The sequence below is a fragment of the uncultured Microbacterium sp. genome, assembly GCF_900078385.1.
GTDB lineage: Bacteria > Actinomycetota > Actinomycetes > Actinomycetales > Microbacteriaceae > Microbacterium.
Genome location: NZ_FLQR01000006.1, coordinates 505,014 through 525,358, shown reverse-complemented (window position 1 = coordinate 525,358; position 20,345 = coordinate 505,014). Strand labels below are relative to the sequence as shown.

Genomic DNA, 20,345 nt, shown 5'->3' with positions numbered 1-20,345 from the left:
AGGATCACGCCTGCGGGTCGTAGCGCCGGGGTGCGTGGGTCCGCGCGACGAGGTCGCGCAGCGCCTCGAGCGATCCGGTGACCAGACCCGCGGCCCGCGCCTGGACGAGGACGTTGCCGAGCGCCGTCGCCTCGACGGGCCCCGCGAGCACCGGCATCCCGGCGCGGTCGGCCGTGCGCTGGCAGAGGAGTTCGTTCAGCGCCCCGCCCCCGACGATGTGGATGCTCCGCACGTCGACGCCGCCGATGCGGCCAGCCTCGATCGCGGAGACCGCGAACGCCTCGGCGAGCGACTCGACGATGGAGCGCGTGTACTCCGCCCGGGTGCGCGGGCCCGCGATGTCGTTCTCGCGGCACCACGCGTCGATCCGGCCCGGCATGTCACCGGGAGCGAGGAACCTCGGATCGTTGATGTCGAACACGGGCACCGTCGCCGGCGGCACCTCCGCGGCCGCGTCGAGGAGCGTCGTGAGATCGATGCGGTGGCCCTCGCGCTCCCACCCGCGCACGGCCTCGCTCAGCACCCAGAGGCCCATGACGTTGTGCAGCAGGCGGACGCGGCGGTCGACGCCGCCCTCGTTCGTGAAGTTCGCGCGCAGTGCGGCGGGCGTCAGCACGAGGCGCTCGACCTCGACGCCGACGAGACCCCACGTGCCGCAGGAGATGTACGCGGCGGCGTCGGCCTGCATCGGGACGGCGACGACGGCGGATGCCGTGTCGTGCGAGCCGACGGCGGTGACACCGGCGCCCGGCCCGGCGCCCAGCGACGCCGCGACCTCGCTCGTGAGCGGCCCGAGGTGCTCGCCGGGGGCGATGAGGGCGGGCAGCAGATCGCGGGGCAAACCGAGGGCGGCGATGAGCTCGTCGTCCCACGTCCCGTCGAGCACGCGCAGGAGGCCCGTCGTGGAGGCGTTGGTCTGCTCGGCGCGGGCCTGCCCGGTGAGCCAGAACCCGAGCAGATCGGGGATGAGCAGCGCGGTGTCGGCCAGCGCGAGCACCTCGGAGTCCTCGGCGGCGAACTGGTACAGCGAATTGAACGGGAGGAACTGCAGGCCGTTGCGTTCGAAGAGCTCGGCGTGCGGCATCCGCGCGTGCACCGCCTCGACCCCCCGCGCCGTGCGCTCGTCGCGGTAGTGGAACGGGTTGCCGAGCAGCCGGTCGCCGCGCAGCAGGCCGTAGTCCACGGCCCACGAGTCGATGCCGATGCTCGTGATGCCCGGCTCCTGCCGGAAGGCTTCGCGGAGACCGCCGAGGGCTGCGCCGTAGAGGCCGAGGATGTCCCAGTGCAGCCCGTCGCCGGCGCGCACCGGATCGTTCGGGAACCGGGCGACGGACGTCGCCTCGAGCGTGTCGGGACCGACGTGGCCGACGATCACCCGCCCGCTCGTCGCGCCGAGGTCGACGGCGGCGACGGCACCCGCCGAGCCTCTGCGCCACGAGGCCCCGTGCGCCGCGTGCGCCGCATCGGGAGAGGGCGCGGGGATCATCGCAGGAAGGCGGCCGCGACGCCGGAGTCGACCGGGATGTGCAGGCCGGTCGTGCGTGTGAGCTCGGGCCCGGTCAGCACGTAGACGGCGTCCGCGACGTTCTCCGGCACGACCTCGCGCTTGAGGATCGTGCGGTTCGCGTAATACTGCCCGAGGTCCTCCTCCTTGACCCCGTAGGTCGCGGCGCGGTTGGCGCCCCAGCCGGCGGCGAAGATGCCCGAACCGCGCACGACGCCGTCGGGGTTGATGCCGTTGACGCGCACGCCGTGCTCGCCGAGCTCGACCGCGAGGAGCCGTACCTGGTGGGCCTGGTCGGCCTTCGTCGCGGAGTAGGCGATGTTGTTGGGGCCGGCGAAGACGGAGTTCTTCGACGAGATGTAGATGATGTCGCCGCCCATGCGCTGCGCGATGAGCGCGTGCGCGGCGGCCTTGCTGACGAGGAACGAGCCCTTCGCCATGACGTCGTGCTGCAGGTCCCAGTCCTTCTCGGTGGTCTCCAGCAAGGGCTTCGACAGCGACAGGCCGGCGTTGTTGACGACGAGGTCGATGCCGCCGAAGGCGAGGAGCGTCGCGTCGATCGCGGCCTGCACCCCCGCGGCGTCGGCGACGTTCGCCGCGACACCGATCGCGACGTCGGTGCCGCCGAGCTCGGCGGCGGCGGCCTGGGCCTTCTCGAGGTCGAGGTCGGCGACGACGACGCACGCGCCCTCCGCCGCGAGCCGCGTCGCGATGGCCTTGCCGATGCCGCTCGCGGCGCCGGTCACGAACGCGATGCGACCCTGGTGGGTCTTCGGCTTCGGCATCCGCTGCAGCTTGGCCTCTTCGAGCGCCCAGTACTCGATGCGGAACTTCTCGGCATCCGAGATGGGGGAGTAGGTGGACAGCGACTCGGCGCCGCGCATGACGTTGATGGCGTTGACGTAGAACTCACCCGCGACGCGCGCGGTCTGCTTGTTCGCGCCGTAGCTGAACATGCCGACGCCGGGGACGAGGACGATGAGCGGGTCGGCGCCGCGGATCGCGGGGCTCTCCGCGGTGGCGTGCGCGTCGTAGTACGCCTGGTAGTCGGCGCGGTACTCCTGGTGCAGCTCCTGCAGGCGGGCGATCGCGTCCTCGAGGGGAGCCCCGGCGGGCAGGTCGAGCAGGAGCGGCTTGACCTTCGTGCGGAGGAAGTGATCGGGGCAGCTCGTGCCGAGGGCGGCGAGGGCGGGCGCGTGAGCGGATGCCAGGAAGTCGAGCACGACGTCGCTGTCGGTGAAGTGCCCGACCATGGGCTTGTCGGTGGACGCGAGGCCGCGGATCGTCGGGGCCAGCGCCGCGGCACGGGCGTGCCGCTCGGCCTCGGGCAGGGCTTCGAAACCGGCGCGGACGGCGCCGAACGGGTCGGCCTTGCCGTGCTCGGCGATGTACGCGGCGGCGGTGTCGATGATCCAGAGGCTGTTGCGCTCGGACTCCTCGGACGTGTCGCCCCATGCCGTGATGCCGTGACCGCCGAGGATGCAGCCGACGGCCTGCGGGTTCGCGGCCTTGATCGCGGCGATGTCGAGGCCGAGCTGGAAGCCGGGGCGACGCCACGGGACCCAGACGACCTTCTCGCCGAAGATCGTCGTCGTCAGCGCCTCGCCGTCGGCCGCGGTCGCGATCGCGATGCCGGCGTCGGGGTGCAGGTGGTCGACGTGCGCGGCATCCACCAGGCCGTGCATCGCGGTGTCGATCGATGGGGCCGCGCCGCCCTTGCCGTGCAGGCAGTAGTCGAACGCCGCCACCATCTCGTCCTCCCGCTCGAGGCCCGGGTAGACGTCCACGAGCGCGCGCATGCGGTCCAGGCGCAGCACCGCGAGGCCCGCGGGCGTCAGCGTGCCCAGGTCGCCGCCGGAGCCCTTGACCCACAGCAGCTCGACCGGCTGGCCCGTGACAGGATCGGTCTCGGTGCCCTTGGCCGACGTGTTGCCGCCGGCGTAGTTGGTGTTCTTCGGGTCGGCGCCCAGGCGGTTGCTCCGGGCGATGAGTGCCGCTGCGGTGTCGTTGGTCATGTCGCGTTCGCTTTCAGTCGGTGTGGGCTGCCCGCGACCACGGAGCGGAGCTCCGCAGTCCGCGTGTCGTGGACACTCGGGAGGGGGGAAGGGGTCAGGCGCCCCAGCCGGCCTGGGTGCCGCCGACGCGGTCGGCGGCGATCCGGTCCTGATAGCCGGAGGCGGCGTACGCGGCCATCGGGTCGGCGGGGAGGCCCCGCGACTCGCGCCACTGCGCCAGCTGCGGGCGGACGTCGGTGTAGAACGCGTCCATCAGCACGGCGTTCGCCGCCAGCACGTCGTTGGCGCTCTGTGCGGCGTCCAGTGCCGCACGGTCGACGAGCAGCGCACGCGCCGTCATCTCCTGGACGTTGAGCACCGAGCGGATCTGGCCCGGGATCTTGTCCTCGATGTTGTGGCACTGGTCGAGCATGAACGCGACCTCGGGGTTGTTGAGGCCCCCGCCTCGGATGACCTCGAGGATGATGCGGAACAGCTGGAACGGGTCCGCCGCGCCCACGATGAGGTCGTCGTCGGCGTAGAAGCGCGAGTTGAAGTCGAACGAGCCGAGCTTGCCGAGGCGAAGCAGCTGCATGACGATGAACTCGATGTTGGTGCCCGGCGCGTGGTGCCCGGTGTCGAGGCACACGAGCGCACGGTCGCCGAGCGCGGCCACCTGCGCGTAGGAGGTCCCCCAGTCCGGGACATCGGTGTGGTAGAACGACGGCTCGAAGAACTTGTACTCCAGCACGAGGCGCTGCTCGCCCGACAGCCGGGCGTATATCTGCTGCAGCGAGTCCTGCAGGCGGTCCTGACGGGCGCGCATGTCGTTCTGTCCGGGATAGTTCGACCCTTCGGCGAGCCAGATCTTCAGGTCGCGGGAACCCGTGGCATCCATGATGTCGACGCACTCGAGGTGGTGGTCGATGGCCTTCCGGCGGATGCGCTCGTCGTGGTGAGTGAGGGCGCCGAACTTGTAGTCCTCGTCCTGGAAGGTGTTCGAGTTGATCGTGCCGAGCGCGACGCCCAGGTCTTCGGCGTGCCGGCGCAGCACGGCGTAGTCGTCGACCTTGTCCCACGGGATGTGCAGGGCCACCGACGGAGCCAGCGCCGTGTGCCGGTTGACCTCCGCCGCGTCGGCGATCTTCTCGAAGGGATCGCGCGGCGTGCCGGCGGTGGGGAACACGCGGAACCGCGTGCCGGAGTTGCCGAACGCCCAGCTGGGGAGCTCGATGCCCTGCTGTTCGAGGGTGGCGAAGTGGTCGGAGGTGAGGGTGCTCACGATGCGTCGCTTTCGTGGTCGGTGACGGATGCCGTCAGCTGGTCGTGCAGGTGGAAGATCTCGGTCAACGGGGTCGCGGCCTGGTCGGGGCGGCCGTCGAGGCCGACGAAGAAGGGCGCCATCTCGGCTTCCCAGCGCGTCGCGACCTCGGAGGCGGCGAGGTAGGCCTGCGCCGCGTCGTCGTCGTCGGCCTCGTAGTAGCCGATGAGGCGGCCGCCGTCGCCGAGGAACAGCGAGTAGTTGCGCCGTCCGGATGCCGCGATCTCCGCGAGCATCTCGGCGCGCACCGGGCTGTGGCGCGCGAGGTACTCGTCGAGCAGCTCGGGTTTCACCTGCAGCTGGAAGCACACCCGCTGCGGGGTGGTGGGGCTCGTCATCGAGGACTCCTGGGTGGAAGGTGCCGAGTTCGACACAGTGACTGAATCGTTTCACTGCGCTGTGACGAGAGTACGACAGATCGGTCTTCGATGCAAAGGCGACTCCTGTGCCGAGCGCGTGCGCCGGGCCGGGACGCTGCGGTCGCATGGCTAGGATCGGGCGAGCGGACAATCCGAAGGAGATCGTGTGGCTGCCAGCATCCGAGACGTCGCCGCCGCGGCATCCGTCTCCGTCGGCACGGTGTCCAACGTCCTGAACCGGCCCGGCAAAGTGGCCCCCGAGACGGTTGCGCGGGTGCTCGGCGCGATCGACGAACTGGGGTTCGTCCGCAACGACGCGGCCCGCCAGCTGCGCGTCGGGCGCAGCCGCAGCATCGGCCTCGTCGTGCTCGACGCCGGCAACCCCTTCTTCGCGGATGTCGCGCGCGGTGCGGAGAACCGCGCCGACGAAGCCGACATGGCCGTTCTGATGGGCAACGCCGACGAGGACCCGCTCCGCGAGGGACGCTACCTCGACCTGTTCCTCGAGCAGCGCGTCAACGGCGTGCTGATCACCCCCACGACCGACGACGTCCCGCGGCTGAAGCGGGTGCAGGATGCCGGGTCGCCGGTGATCCTCGTCGACCGGGAGATCGAGGGCTCGGGCTTCTGCTCCGTCGCCGTGGACGACGTCGAGGGCGGCCACCTCGCCGCATCCCACCTGCTCGCGGCCGGCCGGCGGCGGCTGCTCTTCCTCGGCGGGCCGCGATCGATCCGGCAGGTCGCCGACCGCCTGGAGGGTGCCCGCCGGGCGGTGGACGCCGTCGCGGGGGCGACGCTCGACATCGTCGAGATGCCTGCGCTCAGCGTGCTCCACGGGCGCGCCGCGGCGCTCGCGATGCTGGAGAAGCCGGCCGGCCGGCGTCCCGATGCGATCTTCGCCGCGAACGACCTGCTCGCCGTCGGCGCCATCCAGGCGCTCGCGATCATGTCCGGCGTCCGGATCCCGGAGGACATCGCGCTCATCGGCTACGACGACATCGACTTCGCGGCGGCCACGGTCGTCCCGCTGACCTCGATCCGTCAGCCGGCAGCCCTCATCGGCTACACGGCCGTCGACCTGCTCCTCAAGGAGCTCGCCGAGCCCGGCGGAGCGCACGAGCGGAACGTGCGCTTCCGGCCCGAGCTGGTCGTCCGCGAGTCGACGACCATCTGAGCCGCACGGAGCTCACCCGCCGCGGGGCGCCCTCGTCCCCATGTGCACCGACACCCAGGTCGCGGGGCCGAGATGGATGCCGGCGTGCCCGTCGCCGGCGACGATCCGCAGGCTGCGACCGTCGGTGTCGAGGTTCGCGACGAGCACGGCCGCGGTGTCGTCCTCGTGCCGACCGCCGAGAGCCCAGACGAGCCCGTCCGGGCTCCGCCCGTGCAGCAGCGTCGTGCCGTCGAGTCCCGCGAGCGCCGCGAACGCGGCGGCGACGGGGCGGTCGACGCCGTCGGAGTCGCGGAGACCGCGCGGCCCCCACTCCTCGAAGAAGGACAGGCTCGCGACACCGGGCACCGCGAGGGCGGCAGCGCTCGCCACAGTCCACGCCGCGAGCTCGTCGGCCCCCTGCCGCTCATCGTCGGCGTCCTCGAGTTCGGGACCGTATCCCGCGCGCAGGTCCTCGTGCGGTGGCCGGGGCGGACTCGTCGTGGCGACGTCGTTGAAGTGCGGACGCAGGGTGACCGGACCGACGTGGACGGGCGCGGCGCCGGCGATCCGGACCGCCTGCGCCGCGACGAGCCGCTGGACGGCGAGGGACTCGACGAGCTGCTCGGTGTCGCGGCTGTGGAAGAGGGGTGTGACGGCGAAGACGACGCCCTCGAGGTCGCGCGGCAGACGCCGCTGTTCCCGGTTGAGCTCGGTGAAATGCGATCGGGCTCCGCCGACGATCGGTGCGCTCAGGTCTGCAGCTGCGGCGGCCGCGCGCAGCAGCGCCGTCGCGGTCGCGTCGGACACGTGCCGTGCCGGCCCGGACGGCTGGAAGGCGGCGACCCGGGTCACATCGAGGCCGCGCAGCGCGGCGACCGCGGCGGCCACCGCCGAGGCGGGGTCGGCGTCGGGGATCACGACACGGACGTCCAGCGGAAGCCCGCTCGCGCTCGCGCGGGCCAGCGCCGCGGGCCATCCGGCCCACCCGAGGTCGAGTTCCACGAGAAGGCTCGCGCCGAGGGGAGTGACCGCGGGCGCGGGATCGGGGGCGGTCGAGGCGCCCGTGCCGATGGCGGGGAACGCGCCGCCCGCGCGCAGGTCGATCCGGTCGATCGGGGGGGCGGGCCGCGGCTCGCGCGCGACGTCGGCGGTCACGGTGATCGACTGCACGACGCGCTCGCCGGGCAGGACGCGGTACGGGAACGGGAGCGAGAGCGGCCGGCTGTAGGTCTTGTACGAGGCGTCGGTCCAGTTTCGCTGGTCCTCCATCTCGAACACGTCGCCCTCGAAGGCGATCGCGACGGCGACCCCGTCGTCATTCCATGCGAGGCGCGCGATGTCGCGCACGGGCTGATGCGGGCTGATCGCGGTCGGGAACGCGGTGTGCGTCGTCGTGCCGTCCGCATGGCCCACCTCGACCGCGGCCCCCGCCGCCTGCGGGGGATGCAGCACGACGATCCCGGTGCGGTTCGTGGCGAACTCCCGCTCGGACTCCAGGTCGGTCAGGACGACGAGGCGGTCGCCGCGCAGTTCGATGCGCACGATGCCGCGGAAGGACGATCCGAGGTCTGACGAGCGGACGTGCAGGGTCAGGCTCGCGTCGGTCGCCCGCACGCGGTCGACCAGGAGCGGCGCGGTGTTCCAGTCCTGGTCGCGGACGACGGCGCGGACGCTGCGGAGCACGCGACGGCCGCTGCGGCGGAGATCGGCGACCTCGTCGCCGCGCAGCGCGAAGGTCCAGTCGCCGAGCGTGCGCCGGCCGACGTCCTCCCGCTGCCACATGGTGTGCCCTGTCGCTCAGATCGTGGTCATGCCGCCGTCGACCGCGAACGTCGCGCCCGTCGCGAACGCCCCGTCGTCGGAGGCGAGGAAGACCATGGCGCCCGCGATGTCGTCCGGAGTGCCCGCCCGACCCAGCGGGATGCGCCCGATGATGGCTGCGCGCGACTCCGGGTCGGAGCTGATCGCCGTGACCAGGGAGGTCTCGGTGTAGGCCGGGACGACGGTGTTCACGCGGATGCCGCGATCGGCATATGCGGCCGCGACCGTGCGTGCGAGCCCGTGGATCCCCGCCTTGGACGCGCTGTATGCGGTGAAGTCGCGCCCTTCGCCGTTGAGGCCCGTCGGGCTTCCGGTGAGGATGATCGATCCGCCGCCGGCGGCGAGCATCGCCCGGACGGCGTGTTTGACGGTGAGGAAGGTGCCGGTGAGGTTCACGTCGATCGTCCGCCGCCAGACGTCGAGGTCGAGCTCGGCTGCGGGGGCGTCGTGTCCGAACAGCTGCACGCCGGCGTTGGCGACGACGACATCCGGCCGCCAGCCGTCGGCTGCCAGCGCCGAGAACGCCGCTGCGACGCTCGATTCGTCGGAGATGTCCATCACGGCGGCGCGGGCGCCCGCGCCGATAGCGGCGGCGGTGGCCGTGGCGGCCTCCCCATCGCGGTCGGCGATCACGACCCGTGCCCCCTCCTGCGCGAAGCGCTCGGCGACGGCGCGGCCGATCCCGGTGGCGGCACCGGTGATGAGCGCGGTCTTGCCCTGCAGTCTCGTCATCTCGGGTCTCCTCAGCGCGTGATGTGGTCGAGGTGGAGCATGCGCGCGAGGTTCTTGTCGAGCTCGTCGTCGCGGAAGATCTTCTTCCAGTCGTCCTTGATGATGCTCTCGCGACCGTAGTCCATCGCGATGAGGCATGCATCGCTGAACGGATTGTCGCCGCGCAGCCCGTTCGCGAGCGCCACCTGGGTGTGCCCGTACAGGATGCTCCGCGCGGCGGCCTCGGGGACGCCCATCGTGTGGATGGCCTCGTCCAGCGCTTCGTTCAGGAGCGAGCCGATCATGCAGGCCACGGTCTCCACCAGGGTGGGCTCGAGCTGGGCCAGCTGCTTGACGGTCACCCAGTGGACGTCGATGACGGGAGCGTAGATCGCGCGGACGGTTTCCTCGACGATGCGCTTCTTGTCCTCGTCGTCCGACTCGATGGCCGCGATCGCATCCTGCGGCGCGGCGATGCCGCCGAAGGTGTCCGCCCATTCCTCCTTCGTCGTCCGCTCGAGGAAGACCGACGGGTGGCACGGGTGCGCGACCGCCTGGATGACGTCCTCGCGCGTCGTGAGCAGGCCGGCGTAGGCCGCTGCCGGGTCGAGCGTCAGCACGATCGCGCCGGACTTGAGCTGCGGGACGAGGTCGGCCGTCACCGGCCCGAGCGCGAGGTCCGGCACGGCCAGGACGACGATGTCGGCGTCCGCGACCGCGGCGGCGACATCGGTCAGCTCGCGACCGGCATCGAGGGTGCGCCGGCGGCCGGCGGGCGAGTTCTCGACGTAGCGGACGGTGTGGTCGGTCTTGACGAGGTTGTCGGACACACGCATGCCCATCTTCCCCCCCGCTCCGACGACGGCGATCGTGTGGCTCATCAGGTGCTCCTCAGGTATTCCAGGGTGGCGCGGGTCCAGTCCCGCTCGGTTCGGACGGTGGTCTCGTGGTCTCCCTGCCAGGGAAGCCAGTGCTCGACGATCTCGTTGATGCCGCGATCGCGCGGGCGGACGGTCTGCAGGAGGTGGGGGTAGTCGTGCAGGCCTTCGCCCATCCGCGCGCCGGAGTAGGTGAAGCCCACCCAGCCGGGCTGCCGGTCGAAGGCGAAGTCCTTGACGTGCACGTTCGCGACGGCGGATGCGGCCTCGGCGACGCATGCGCGCGGCGACTCCAGGCGGGCGACGACGTTGGCGGGGTCGAGGCAGATCCCGAGGTGCGGGCTGTCGACGGACGCGACGAGCCCGACGAGGTCCGCGGTCGCGACCTGTTCGTACGTCTCGAGGGCGAGGGTCACCCCGGCCGCTTGGTACGCAGGCATCGCGGCCCGGAGCCAGGCCTCCGCCTCCTGGAGCGTCGGGCGCGTGTCCGGCCCCTGCAGCATGCTGCGCACGAGGCGCGCGTCGAAGACCTCCGCGAGGTGCAGGAAGCGGGCCAGCCGGTCGGGCTCGACGCCCTTCGTGCCGAGCTCGATCGTGAGGCCGAGTCGGCGCGCCGCGGTCGCGGCGTCGCGGAGGGACGCGCCATCCAGATGGTCGAGAGGTGCGTAGTCGCAGATCTGGAAGACGTCGACGCCGTGATCGCGCGTGCGCTCGAACGCGCCGATGAGGGAGAGCGGCTCGTCGACCCGGTCGGACTGCTCCCAGAAGAAGGCGTAGCTGCCGAGGCCGATCACCGCGCCTCCGCAGGGTGCGCGATCAGCGCGGCCGCCTCGTCGAGGACGCTGGCCAGCGCGTCGGGATCGTGCGCGAAGCGGCCGAGGAAGAGGCCGTCGACGTCGTCGGCCAGTCGGGTGAGGAGTCCGGGGCCGGCGGAGCCGCCGTAGATCACGGTCGAGCCGGAGCGGACCGGATCGCCCTCGAGTGCGGCGCGCAGCGCGCGGGTGACGACGGCGATGTGCGCGACGGGCGCGGGCTCCGGGGCGCCGATCGCCCAGACCGGCTCGTAGGCCACGACGACGCGCCCCGCGGGGGCGCCGACGAGGTGGGTGCGCAGCTGCGCGAGTGTCGTCTCGGCGGCGGCGCCGGCATCCTGCCGCTCGGCCTCGCCGATGCACAGCACGGGTGTCACTCCGTGACGGAGCGCGGCGGCCGTCTTGGCGGTCACGACCTCGTCGGTCTCGCCGAACTGACGGCGGCGCTCGGCGTGCCCGACCTCGGCGAACCGGATGCCGGACTCGGCGAGTTCGGCGGCGGTGATCTCGCCCGTGTAGGCGCCGGGCTCGTGCGCCGAGACGTCCTGCACGCCGAGCCGCACCGCGGTCCCGGAGAACGTGCCGAGGGCGTCCTCGATCTGCAGGTACGACGGGATGACGATGACCTCGACGTCGCCGGCGCGCACGCCGGGGTGCTCGCGCACGATCTCCGCCACGCGGCAGAACCAGATGCGCGCTGCGCGCCGCCCGAAGTACGCCTTCAGGCTCACTCCCACCGTCACCCGTGCCATCAGCAGGAGCCGGTGCTCTCGTACGTCCCGATCACCGCGACCTTCTCGGCGGAGGCGGACGACGGATCGAACCGGTAGGTCAGCCACTCGCGGACGAGCCGGCGGGCGAGCTCGATGCCGACGACGCGCTGCCCCATCGTGAGCACCTGCGCGTCGTTGGAGAGGACGCCGCGCTCGACCGAGTACGAGTCGTGCGCCGTGACGGCGCGGATGCCGGTCACCTTGTTCGCGGCGATCGCGACCCCGAGGCCCGTGCCGCAGATGAGCAGCGCCCGGTCGGCCTCGCCCCGCGCGACACGCTCGGCGGCCTCGATCGCGACCTTCGGGTAGGCGGTGTGCCCGTCGGCGTCCACGCCCACGTCGACGAGTGACGCCACGCCGTCGCTGGCCTCGAGGTCCTTCTTCAGGATCTCCTTGTAGTCGTAGCCGGCGTCGTCGCTGCCGATCACGATGCGCAGGGGCTCAGTCATGTGCGTTCCTCTCCTTCGCCGCGGCGAGCACGTCGCCGACGGCGGTCACGATGAGCGCGAGGGAGTGCGCGCCCGGGTCGGGGGTGCCGACGCTGTTCTGCCCATGCGTGCGGGCGCGGCCCATCCGGGGCAGGAGGTCGGCGGTCGCGGCGGCTGCCTCGGTCGCGGCGGCGGCGGCGAGGCGCCAGGCGTCCGCGAGGCGGGCGCCTGCCGCGACGCCGCGCGACAGCTCGGCGCTGAACGGCACGAGGGCGTCGACGAGGGTCTTGTCGCCGACCTCCGCCTTGCCGTACGCCATGACGGCGCGTCGCCCCTCGGCGACACCGGCCGCCACCGCGGCTGCAGAGGGTCGGCCGGCGTCGCCGAGCGAGGTCGCGAGCGAGGACAGGATGACGCCCCACAGCGCTCCCGACGTGCCGCCCGCACGATCGGACCAGGCGTCCGCCGCTCGGGCGAGCACGGTCTGTGCGCCCGCGCCCGCCGTGACGGCGGCCTCCGCTGCCGCGAGCGCGGCGTGCGATCCGCGCTGCATGCCAATGCCGTGGTCTCCGTCACCCGCGATCGCGTCGATCCGGCCGAGCTCGTCGGCGTGGGTGTCGACGGTCCGCACCAGGATGTCCAGGGCCGCACGGACGGTGGCGGCGGCGGCCACCGACGCGGCGTCGCCGGCGGCGATGGCCTCGGCGGCCGCCGCGACCGCGACGGCCGGGCCCGCGACGCGGGCGACGGGCGCGACGGCCCCCCGGCGGTAGGCGGGTGTGTCGACGGGCGTCTCCCACAGGCTCGCGAGCTCGTCGTCGAGCCAGAACAGGGTCAGCGACGTGCCCGCCATGTCGAAGCTCGTGCAGTACTCGCCCACGTGCGGGTCGACGACCTCGAGGCCCGCCTCGGCGAGGAGCTCGGCGATCTTCCGGTAGACGACGAACAGCTCTTCGTACTTGAGCGACCCGAGACCGTTCAGGAGCGGGATGACGCGCCCGTCGGCGCCGTCGGGGCGTTCGGCGAGCAGTGCGCCGACGAGGAGCGCGGCGAGGTCGTCGGCGGTGGGGATCTCGGTCTCGTCGATGCCGGGCTCGCCGTGGATCCCGAGCCCCACGGCCATGCGGCCCGCGGGCACCGTGAACAGCGGCTCGGGCGCCCCGGGCAGGGTGCACCCGGTGAACGCGACGCCGAACGACCGCGTGCGGTCGTTCGCGAGCCGGCCGACGCGCGCGACGTCGGCGAGGTCGTAGCCGGCCGCCGCGGCGGCCGCGGCGATGCGGAACACGGTCAGGTCGCCCGCGATGCCGCGGCGGCGATGACGCTCGTCGGGCCCGGCGCTGGAGATGTCGTCGGTGACGGCGACGGTCTCGCACGGCACGCCCTCGGCGCGCAGCCGCGCCTGGGCCGCGTCGAAGTTCAGGACGTCGCCGGCGTAGTTGCCGTAGGAGAGGAACACCCCGCCGCCGGCGTGCGCCGCGGTCGCCACGGCGTGCACCTGCTGGGCGGACGGTGAGGCGAAGAGGTTGCCCATGGCGGCGCCGTGGGCGAGCCCCGGGCCGACGAGGCCCCCGAACGCCGGGTAGTGCCCCGACCCGCCGCCGATGACGACCGCCACTTCGCCCGGCGGCACCGCGGTGCTGCGGACGACGCCACCCGTCACGCGCCGGACATAGCGCCCGTTCGCCGCGACGAAACCGGCGATCATCTCGTCGGCGAAGTCGACGGGATCGTTCCACAGCCTGGTCATGGGTGCTCCTCGGCGGCGTCGGCGGGTTCCGGAGCGTCGTCGGCGACGCCCGCACGAAGGGGGTGGCCCGCCCTCCGGTGGACATAGTCTGACAAACCGGTTGACCAATTGCAAGTGCGCGTCGCGGGGTGCGGAGTAGGTTGGTCCCATGCCCGCGTATCGTCCTGATGGCTCGCCCGACCTCGCGGCGGCGCTCGGGGCGCTGCCCACCGGTACGCCGGTGTCCGAGGTCGCGCGCCGGCTGCTCGACCTGTTCACGAGCGGCGAGGTCGCGCCGGGCACCCGCCTGCCGCCCGAGCGTCAGCTCTCCGCCACGCTCGGGGTCGGGCGCTCCGCCGTCCGTGAGGCACTGGCCGCGCTCGAGATCCTCGGAATCGTGGATGTGCGCGCCGGCAGCGGCACCTACCTGCGCGGCACCGCGAGCGAGCTCCTTCCGCAGACGCTGCGCTGGGGGCTCCTCATCGGCGAGCGCAACACGCAGCAGCTGCTCGAGCTGCGCGCGGGCCTGGAGATCTACGTGGCGCGCCTCGCCGCCGCCCGCACGTCCGGCGCGGACGCCGCCGAGCTGGAGGGGCATCTCGCGCGGATGCGCGACTCGGTCGACCGCCTCGCCGTCTTCGCGAAGGCCGACCTCGCGTTCCACCACACGCTCGCCCGGATGGCGCGCAACGACGTCCTCGTCGACACGCTGCATGTCGTGCGCTCCCTCCTCCAGGTCTACGCCGACCGTGCCGTCCACGACGAGCTGGCGGCCCTTCGCGCGATCGCCGAGCACGACGCGATCGCGCGCGCCGTCGCCTCCCGCGACGAGGATGCGGCCGCCTCGGCGATGGCGGCGCACATGGCGACGGCGACCGCGCGGCTGGCCGCCGAAGCCGCTCGGCGCTGAACCGCCGGGCGCTCGACTGCCCGGCGCCGGCGCGCCCGGCTCCTTCCGGCCGCAGGGGACGATGATCGCGCCGTCTTGCAAAACCACTGAACGTTATTTAGTCTTTAGGCGCCCGGTGGCTGCCGGATCCACATCGTCGAAGGGGACACGCCTCGTGCACGACCGCATCGCGGAGGAGCGCTCAGCCCCCCGGACGGGCACGTCCGTCCACACCGATGGCACGCCGTACCGCGACCTCAACCGCAACGGGGTGATGGACCCGTACGAGGACCCGCGCCTCCCCGTCGCAGCCCGGGTGGACGACCTGGTGGCGCGGCTCTCGCTCGCCGAGAAGGCCGGGCTCATGGTGCACTCCGTCGTCATGGTCTCCGCCGACGGCGCCGTCGACGGGACCCCGCTGCACGAGGGACGGCCACCGACGCGGGACTTCGTCGAGCGCCGGCTCGTCAACCACCTCAACGTGCACCGCATCCCCGATCCCCGCACGATGGCGCGCTGGGTGAACGACGTGCAGCGGCTCGCGGCGGAGACGCCGCACGGCATCCCGGTCACGATCTCCACCGACCCGCGGCACTCCTTCACCGAGAACTGGGGCGCGTCCTTCACCGCGGACTTCCTCTCCGCCTGGCCGGAGCCGCTCGGGCTGGGCGCGCTCGCGGACGAGGGCGTCGTGCGCGAGTTCGCCGACATCGCGCGCCGCGAGTACGCCGCGCTCGGCATCCGCTCCGCCCTGCACCCCACGCTGGACGTTGCCACCGAGCCCCGCTGGGCGCGCCAGTACAGCACCTTCGGGCAGGATGCCGCGACGGTCGCCCGCCTGGGCGTCGCCTACGTCGACGGGTTCGAGGGCGGCGCGCGTCTCGGGCCGCAGAGCATCGCGTGCATGGCCAAGCACTTCCCGGGCGGCGGCCCGGAGCTCGGCGGTGAGGACCCGCACTTCCCGTACGGCAAGGAGCAGGTGTACCCGGGGGGAATGTTCGAGCTCCACCTCGAGCCGTTCCGGCGGATCATCGAGCGCGGCATCCCCGCGATCATGCCGTCCTACGGCGTCCCGATCGGGCTGACTCTCGACGGCGAGGAGATCGAGGAGGTCGGCTTCGGCTTCAACCGGCAGATCATCACGGGTCTCCTCCGCGAGCGGCTCGGGTTCGACGGCGTCGTCTGCACCGACTGGAGCCTCATCACCGAATCGCGGATGCGCGGCCGCCAGCTGCCGGCGCGGGCCTGGGGCGTCGAGCACCTGTCCGAGATCGAGCGCGTGCGCGCGGCGATCGACGCGGGCTGCGATCAGCTCGGCGGCGAGGACGACCCGCAGTACCTCATCGACCTCGTGGAGTCCGGCGCGCTCACCGAGGCGCGGATCGATGCGTCGGTGCGACGGCTCCTCTCGGTCAAGTTCGAGCTCGGCCTCTTCGACGACCCGTTCGTCGACGAGGACGCCGCGCCACGGCTCGTCGGCACGGATGAGTTCCGCGCGGCGGGCCATCGCGCACAGGCGCGGTCCACGGTCGTGCTCCCCGGCGGCCGGGCGAGCGCGGCGCTGCTGCCCCTTCGCCCCGGCGCCGCGGTGCACTCCGCCGAGGTGGCACCCGCCGCGCTGCGCGCCGCGGGCCTGCGCCCCGTCGACGACCCTGCGGCCGCCGACGTCGTCGTCGTCCGGACGGCGGCGTCGTTCGAGCCGCGGGACCGGTACATGCTGGAGTCGGGCTTCCACGCCGGCTCGCTCGCGTTCCCCACCGACCTCGGCGATCGGCTGCACGCGCTCGCCGCCCACGCGCCGGTCGTGCTCGCCGTGCATCTGGACCGTCCGGCCCTGCTCGCGCCGCTGCTGCCCGACTGCGCCGCCGTCGTCGCGGAGTTCGGGGCGTCCGACGCGGCGCTGCTCGACGTCCTCACGGGGCGGACGCCCTCGGCCGGCATCCTGCCGTTCGACGTGCCGCGCACGGCGGAGGCCGTGGCGGCGTCGCTCCCCGACGTCCCCGGAGACACTCCGGACGCCCTCTTCCGGGCCGGGCAGCCCACGCTCGCGCCGCGGCGCCGACGGCGCACCTCCACGCAGGGGCGCGCGAGCCAGGAGCTCATCCTGGACACCGCGCTGGAGGTGCTCGAGCGACGCGGCTACAGCGCGACATCGCTGCGCGACATCGCGGCCGAGGTCGGCATGACGCAGGCCGGGATGCTGCACCACTTCGGCACGAAGGAGAACCTGCTCGTCGAGGTCCTGCGCCGCCGCGATGTCGTCAACCGCCGGACCCTCGCGGCCGAGCCCGGCGACGAGCCCATGTCGATCCGCGTCGCGCGGCACAATGCGCACGCGCCCGCCCTCGTGCACCTGTACGTGAGCCTGCAGGCCGCGGCGTCGGACCCCGGTCATCCCGGACACGCATTCTTCCGTGCGCGCGACGCCGAGATCACCGACATCATCGTCCGCGACATCCGGGTCCGGCAGCGCGACGGGCGCTTCGATCCGGACGTGGACGCCGAGCGGCTCGCGCGGGTGATCCTCGCCCTCTCCGACGGGCTCCAGGCCCAGTGGGGGATCGACCCCGACATCGACCTCGCCGGCACGATCGAGTGGCTGTGGCAGCGGTTCGCCGTGCCGGCCGCCGACGCGCCCGCCCAGCCCTGAACACGACATCCGGAGGCGACGATGCAGCAGATGGACGGCACGGCCGACACACCCGAGCTCGAGCAGCTCTACCGCGACGTGGATGCGAGCCACCTCGCGCCGCTGTGGACGCAGCGCGACGACCTCATGCCCCTCACCCCGCAGCCCGCCGCCGTGCCGCACGTGTGGCGCTGGAAGAGCATCTTCGACATCGCGGAGCGCTCCGGCGACCTCGTGCCGGTCGGTCGCGGCGGGGAGCGCAGGGCACTGGGCCTGCGCAACCCCGGCCTGCCCGGCACCGCCTATGCGACCCCGACGCTGTGGTGCGCGATCCAGTATCTCGGCGGCCACGAGACGGCCCCCGAGCACCGGCACAGCCAGAACGCATTCCGCTTCGTCGTCGAGGGGGAGGGTGTCTGGACCGTCGTCAACGGCGACCCCGTGCGGATGAGCCGGGGCGATCTCCTCCTCACCCCGGGCTGGAACTTCCACGGGCACCACAACGACACCGCCGCGCCGATGGCGTGGATCGACGGTCTGGACATCCCGCTGTCGCACTACACCGACGTCGGCTTCTTCGAGTTCGGATCCGAGCGCGTGACCGACGAGGCGTCGCCCGACGTGTCCCGCGCCGAGCGGCTGTGGGCCCACCCGGGCCTGCGCCCCCTGTCCGGCCTCGACGACAAGATCAGCTCCCCGCTGTCGGCCTACCGCTGGGAGCACACCGACGCCGCGCTCCGCGAGCAGCTCGCGCTCGAGGACGAGGGGTACCCGGCGACCGTCGAACAGGGCCATGCGGCCGTCCGGTTCGTCAACCCGACGACCGGCGGCGACGTCATGCCCACGATCCGCTGCGAATTCCACCGCGTCCGCGCCGGCGTCGCGACCGCGCTCCGCCACGAGGTCGGCTCCTCCGTGTGGCAGGTGTTCGAGGGCTCCGGCTCCGTCGTCCTCGGGGGCACCGAGCACCGGCTCGAGAAGGGCGACCTCTTCGTCGTCCCGAGCTGGGTGCCGTGGGAGCTGCACGCCGAGACCGAGTTCGACCTCTTCCGCTTCACCGACGGTCCGGTCATCGACCGCCTCGGCTTCACCCGCACCTACATCCCCGGCAAGGACGGCATCCGATGAGACTCGCGACCCTCCGCACGGCAGGCGCCACCGTCGCCGTCCGCATCGACGGCGACACGGCCGTCACGATCCCCGGCGTCGCCGACGTCGGCGCGCTGCTCGCGGACCCCGCCTGGCGGGCGGTCGCTGCCGCCGCGGACGGTCCGCGTCGCGAGGTCGCCGGCATCGCCGACCGCGACTGGGCGCCCGTCATCCCGGCCCCCGGCAAGATCGTCTGCGTCGGCCTGAACTACCGCACCCACATCCTGGAGATGGGGCGCGAGCTGCCCGAGCACCCCACGCTGTTCGCGAAGTACCCCGAGGCGCTCATCGGCCCGTACGACGACATCGTCCTCCCCGCCGTCGCGGCCGACGCCGTCGACTGGGAGGCCGAGCTCGCCGTCGTGATCGGCGCGACCGTCCGCAGGGTCGACGAGGACGCGGCGTCGGCCGCCATCGCCGGCTACAGCGTCATCAACGACGTGACGATGCGCGATTACCAGTACCGCAGCCCGGAGTGGTTCCAGGGGAAGACGTTCGAGGGCACGGCCCCGTTCGGGCCCGTGCTGGTCACCGACGACGACTTCGCCCTCGGCGGCGTCCTCCGCGGCACCGTCGACGGCGAGACGGTGCAGGAGACCCCGACCGACGACCTCGTCTTCGGCCCGGCCGCGCTCGTGTCCTACATCTCGCAGATCTTCACCCTGCGTCCCGGCGACGTCATCGCGACCGGGACGCCCGGTGGTGTCGGACACGCCCGGACGCCCCGGCGCTACCTCGCGCCGGGGGACGTGCTCGCGACGTCGGTCGAGGGCATCGGCGAGCTGCGCAACCGCATCGTCGCGGAGTGAGACCATGGCCGCCCGGACCGACGACGTCACCGACCCGCAGCTCGCGGCGTCGCTGCTGCTCATGCGGCGCGGGCAGGCCTACTGGGCGCGCCGGTTGAACGAGCTGCCGGATGCCGCCTTCGACGAGCCGTCGCTGCTGCCCGGCTGGACGAGGCGGCACCTCATCGCGCACGTCGGCTTCAACGCCCGCGCGACCGCGCGGCTCGTGGACTGGGCGCTCACCGGCATCGAGACGCCGATGTACGAGTCCGACGGCCAGCGGGCGGAGGAGATCGCGTTCGGCTCGACCCTGCCCACCGAGGCGCTCCGGAACCTCTGCGCGCACGCCGCCGTGCACCTGAACGTCCAGTGGCGCGACCTGCCCGCGGCGGCGTGGTCGCACCCGGTCCGGACCGCGCAGGGACGCATCGTGCCGGTCTCCGAGACCGTGTGGATGCGCACGCGCGAGGTGTGGGTGCACGCGGTGGACCTCCGCAACGGCGGCAGCATCGCCGACTTCCCCGACGAGCTGCACGACCTCCTGCTGGCCGACCTCGTGCGGGTCTGGCGCCGCCGGCGCGGCGACGACGACCGGGACATCGTGCTCGCTCCGACCGACCGCGCCGACGTGCACCGCATCCTCCCCTCCGCCGATGACCCGCTCATCGTCCACGGCACCGCCGCCGACCTCGTCGCGTGGGGGACCGGCCGCGGCGCGCGCGGCGTCACGACCCCCGACGGCGCCCCGCCGCCCACCGCACCCGTGTGGCTCTGACCGCCCCGACCCCGAAGGAGACGCCCGTGTTCATCGACGCCGCCGACCTCGACCCCGCCGCGACCTACCGACTGCTCGTCGGCTCGGTCGTCCCGCGCCCCATCGCCTGGGTCACGACCGGCCGCGCGCCGAAGCCCGTGAACCTCGCCCCGTTCAGCTCGTTCGCGTGGGTGAGCCAGCATCCGGCGATGCTCGGGATGACCATCAACACACGCGCGAGCGGGCCGAAGGACACGGCCCGCAACATCCGCGAGGACGGGCAGTACGTCGTCAACATCGCGCGCGACGACCTGATGCAGAAGCTCCACGCCAGCTCGGAGTGGATGGACCCAGAGGTCGGCGAGGCGGAGGCGCTGGGCCTCGCGACCTCCCCGTCCCGCGTCATCGACGTCCCCCGGTTGCGGGACGCCCCGGTCAGCATGGAGTGCGTGTACGACCGCACGATCGTCTTCAGCCCGACCGGCGGCGAGTTCATCGTCGGGAGCGTCGTCGGCTGGCACGTCGACGAGGCCGTCCTGGTCGACGGACGGATCGACACCGAGCTGCTGCGACCGCTGGCGCGCCTCGCCGGTCCCCGGTACACGACACTCGGCACGGTGACCGAGCTGCCGCCCGTCCCCGGGGGCTGAGCG

At 72.9% G+C, this 20,345-nt stretch carries 18 protein-coding genes; 7 read left to right on the top strand and 11 right to left on the bottom strand.

Annotated elements, in window-relative coordinates; translation table 11 throughout:
* Positions 1 to 4: 4 nt before the first annotated feature.
* The 4 genes from QZL85_RS07555 to QZL85_RS07540 form a co-directional block, all read right to left on the bottom strand.
* Positions 5 to 1,486: a rhamnulokinase family protein gene (locus QZL85_RS07555; protein WP_295575572.1), complete on the bottom strand. Its 1,482-nt coding sequence runs from the start codon at positions 1,484 to 1,486 to the stop codon at positions 5 to 7.
* Complete coding sequence (locus QZL85_RS07550) at positions 1,483 to 3,519, bottom strand: bifunctional aldolase/short-chain dehydrogenase (RefSeq protein WP_295575569.1); 2,037 nt, start codon at positions 3,517 to 3,519, stop codon at positions 1,483 to 1,485. The genes QZL85_RS07555 and QZL85_RS07550 overlap by 4 nt, the downstream gene beginning before the upstream one ends.
* A 94-nt stretch (positions 3,520 to 3,613) precedes the next feature.
* Positions 3,614 to 4,780, bottom strand: a complete 1,167-nt coding sequence (rhaI, locus tag QZL85_RS07545) for an L-rhamnose isomerase (protein ID WP_295575566.1) — start codon at positions 4,778 to 4,780, stop codon at positions 3,614 to 3,616.
* On the bottom strand, positions 4,777 to 5,157 hold the full coding sequence (locus tag QZL85_RS07540) for an L-rhamnose mutarotase (protein WP_295575563.1): 381 nt from the start codon (positions 5,155 to 5,157) through the stop codon (positions 4,777 to 4,779). Before QZL85_RS07540 ends, rhaI begins: the two co-directional genes overlap by 4 nt.
* A gap of 187 nt (positions 5,158 to 5,344) precedes the next feature.
* Between QZL85_RS07540 and QZL85_RS07535 the strand changes: the two genes are divergently transcribed.
* Positions 5,345 to 6,352 (top strand): LacI family DNA-binding transcriptional regulator, encoded by a 1,008-nt coding sequence (locus QZL85_RS07535; protein WP_295575561.1) that lies wholly within the window; start codon positions 5,345 to 5,347, stop codon positions 6,350 to 6,352.
* 12 nt (positions 6,353 to 6,364) lie between these two features.
* Here the strand turns inward: QZL85_RS07535 and QZL85_RS07530 are convergent, their stop codons facing one another.
* Genes QZL85_RS07530 through QZL85_RS07500 form a run of 7 tightly spaced genes read right to left on the bottom strand, consistent with a single transcriptional unit; the run spans position 6,365 to position 13,504 of the window.
* Positions 6,365 to 8,113: a hypothetical protein gene (locus QZL85_RS07530; protein WP_295575558.1), complete on the bottom strand. Its 1,749-nt coding sequence runs from the start codon at positions 8,111 to 8,113 to the stop codon at positions 6,365 to 6,367.
* Between the two features lie 15 nt (positions 8,114 to 8,128).
* A complete protein-coding gene (locus QZL85_RS07525) occupies positions 8,129 to 8,884 on the bottom strand; it encodes an SDR family NAD(P)-dependent oxidoreductase (RefSeq protein WP_295575555.1) in 756 nt (251 codons plus the stop codon).
* An 11-nt stretch (positions 8,885 to 8,895) separates the two neighbouring features.
* Positions 8,896 to 9,744, bottom strand: a complete 849-nt coding sequence (locus QZL85_RS07520) for a phosphogluconate dehydrogenase C-terminal domain-containing protein (RefSeq protein ID WP_295575552.1) — start codon at positions 9,742 to 9,744, stop codon at positions 8,896 to 8,898.
* On the bottom strand, positions 9,744 to 10,535 hold the full coding sequence (locus tag QZL85_RS07515) for a sugar phosphate isomerase/epimerase (RefSeq protein WP_295575549.1): 792 nt from the start codon (positions 10,533 to 10,535) through the stop codon (positions 9,744 to 9,746). Before QZL85_RS07515 ends, QZL85_RS07520 begins: the two co-directional genes overlap by 1 nt.
* A complete protein-coding gene (locus QZL85_RS07510; RefSeq protein ID WP_295575546.1) occupies positions 10,532 to 11,305 on the bottom strand; it encodes a triose-phosphate isomerase family protein in 774 nt (257 codons plus the stop codon). Before QZL85_RS07510 ends, QZL85_RS07515 begins: the two co-directional genes overlap by 4 nt.
* The gene (locus tag QZL85_RS07505) at positions 11,305 to 11,775 is read right to left on the bottom strand and encodes a ribose-5-phosphate isomerase (RefSeq protein WP_295575542.1); all 471 of its coding nucleotides are present in this window, start codon (positions 11,773 to 11,775) and stop codon (positions 11,305 to 11,307) included. The genes QZL85_RS07510 and QZL85_RS07505 overlap by 1 nt, the downstream gene beginning before the upstream one ends.
* On the bottom strand, positions 11,768 to 13,504 hold the full coding sequence (locus QZL85_RS07500) for a dihydroxyacetone kinase family protein (RefSeq protein ID WP_295575540.1): 1,737 nt from the start codon (positions 13,502 to 13,504) through the stop codon (positions 11,768 to 11,770). The genes QZL85_RS07505 and QZL85_RS07500 overlap by 8 nt, the downstream gene beginning before the upstream one ends.
* A 148-nt stretch (positions 13,505 to 13,652) precedes the next feature.
* On the opposite strand from QZL85_RS07500, the gene QZL85_RS07495 reads away from it, so the two are divergent.
* The 6 genes from QZL85_RS07495 to QZL85_RS07465 all read left to right on the top strand — a co-directional run bounded on the left by QZL85_RS07495 (position 13,653) and on the right by QZL85_RS07465 (position 20,342).
* Positions 13,653 to 14,393, top strand: a complete 741-nt coding sequence (locus QZL85_RS07495; RefSeq protein WP_295575538.1) for a FadR/GntR family transcriptional regulator — start codon at positions 13,653 to 13,655, stop codon at positions 14,391 to 14,393.
* A 154-nt stretch (positions 14,394 to 14,547) separates the two neighbouring features.
* Complete coding sequence (locus QZL85_RS07490) at positions 14,548 to 17,022, top strand: glycoside hydrolase family 3 N-terminal domain-containing protein (RefSeq protein ID WP_366208649.1); 2,475 nt, start codon at positions 14,548 to 14,550, stop codon at positions 17,020 to 17,022.
* A 21-nt stretch (positions 17,023 to 17,043) separates the two neighbouring features.
* Entirely contained in the window at positions 17,044 to 18,129 is a 1,086-nt protein-coding gene (locus tag QZL85_RS07480) for a cupin domain-containing protein (protein ID WP_295575536.1), read from the top strand.
* Positions 18,126 to 18,959 carry a fumarylacetoacetate hydrolase family protein gene (locus QZL85_RS07475; protein WP_295575534.1) on the top strand — a complete coding sequence of 278 codons (834 nt, stop codon included), beginning with the start codon at positions 18,126 to 18,128 and terminating at the stop codon, positions 18,957 to 18,959. The genes QZL85_RS07480 and QZL85_RS07475 overlap by 4 nt, the downstream gene beginning before the upstream one ends.
* Before the next feature lie 4 nt (positions 18,960 to 18,963).
* A complete protein-coding gene (locus QZL85_RS07470; protein WP_295575532.1) occupies positions 18,964 to 19,713 on the top strand; it encodes a maleylpyruvate isomerase family mycothiol-dependent enzyme in 750 nt (249 codons plus the stop codon).
* Positions 19,714 to 19,739: 26 nt separating this feature from the next.
* The gene (locus QZL85_RS07465; protein ID WP_295575531.1) at positions 19,740 to 20,342 is read left to right on the top strand and encodes a flavin reductase family protein; all 603 of its coding nucleotides are present in this window, start codon (positions 19,740 to 19,742) and stop codon (positions 20,340 to 20,342) included.
* The last annotated feature ends 3 nt before the right edge of the window (positions 20,343 to 20,345 follow it).

Coding starts and splice junctions, on each gene's coding strand:
- QZL85_RS07555 (WP_295575572.1), bottom strand. CDS start 1,486: ATGATCCCCGCGCCCTCTCCCGATGCGGCGCACGCGGCGCACGGGGCC.
- QZL85_RS07550 (WP_295575569.1), bottom strand. CDS start 3,519: ATGACCAACGACACCGCAGCGGCACTCATCGCCCGGAGCAACCGCCTG.
- QZL85_RS07540 (WP_295575563.1), bottom strand. CDS start 5,157: ATGACGAGCCCCACCACCCCGCAGCGGGTGTGCTTCCAGCTGCAGGTG.
- QZL85_RS07530 (WP_295575558.1), bottom strand. CDS start 8,113: ATGTGGCAGCGGGAGGACGTCGGCCGGCGCACGCTCGGCGACTGGACC.
- QZL85_RS07525 (WP_295575555.1), bottom strand. CDS start 8,884: ATGACGAGACTGCAGGGCAAGACCGCGCTCATCACCGGTGCCGCCACC.
- QZL85_RS07520 (WP_295575552.1), bottom strand. CDS start 9,744: ATGAGCCACACGATCGCCGTCGTCGGAGCGGGGGGGAAGATGGGCATG.
- QZL85_RS07510 (WP_295575546.1), bottom strand. CDS start 11,305: ATGGCACGGGTGACGGTGGGAGTGAGCCTGAAGGCGTACTTCGGGCGG.
- QZL85_RS07505 (WP_295575542.1), bottom strand. CDS start 11,775: ATGACTGAGCCCCTGCGCATCGTGATCGGCAGCGACGACGCCGGCTAC.
- QZL85_RS07500 (WP_295575540.1), bottom strand. CDS start 13,504: ATGACCAGGCTGTGGAACGATCCCGTCGACTTCGCCGACGAGATGATC.
- QZL85_RS07495 (WP_295575538.1), top strand. CDS start 13,653: ATGCCCGCGTATCGTCCTGATGGCTCGCCCGACCTCGCGGCGGCGCTC.
- QZL85_RS07480 (WP_295575536.1), top strand. CDS start 17,044: ATGCAGCAGATGGACGGCACGGCCGACACACCCGAGCTCGAGCAGCTC.
- QZL85_RS07475 (WP_295575534.1), top strand. CDS start 18,126: ATGAGACTCGCGACCCTCCGCACGGCAGGCGCCACCGTCGCCGTCCGC.
- QZL85_RS07470 (WP_295575532.1), top strand. CDS start 18,964: ATGGCCGCCCGGACCGACGACGTCACCGACCCGCAGCTCGCGGCGTCG.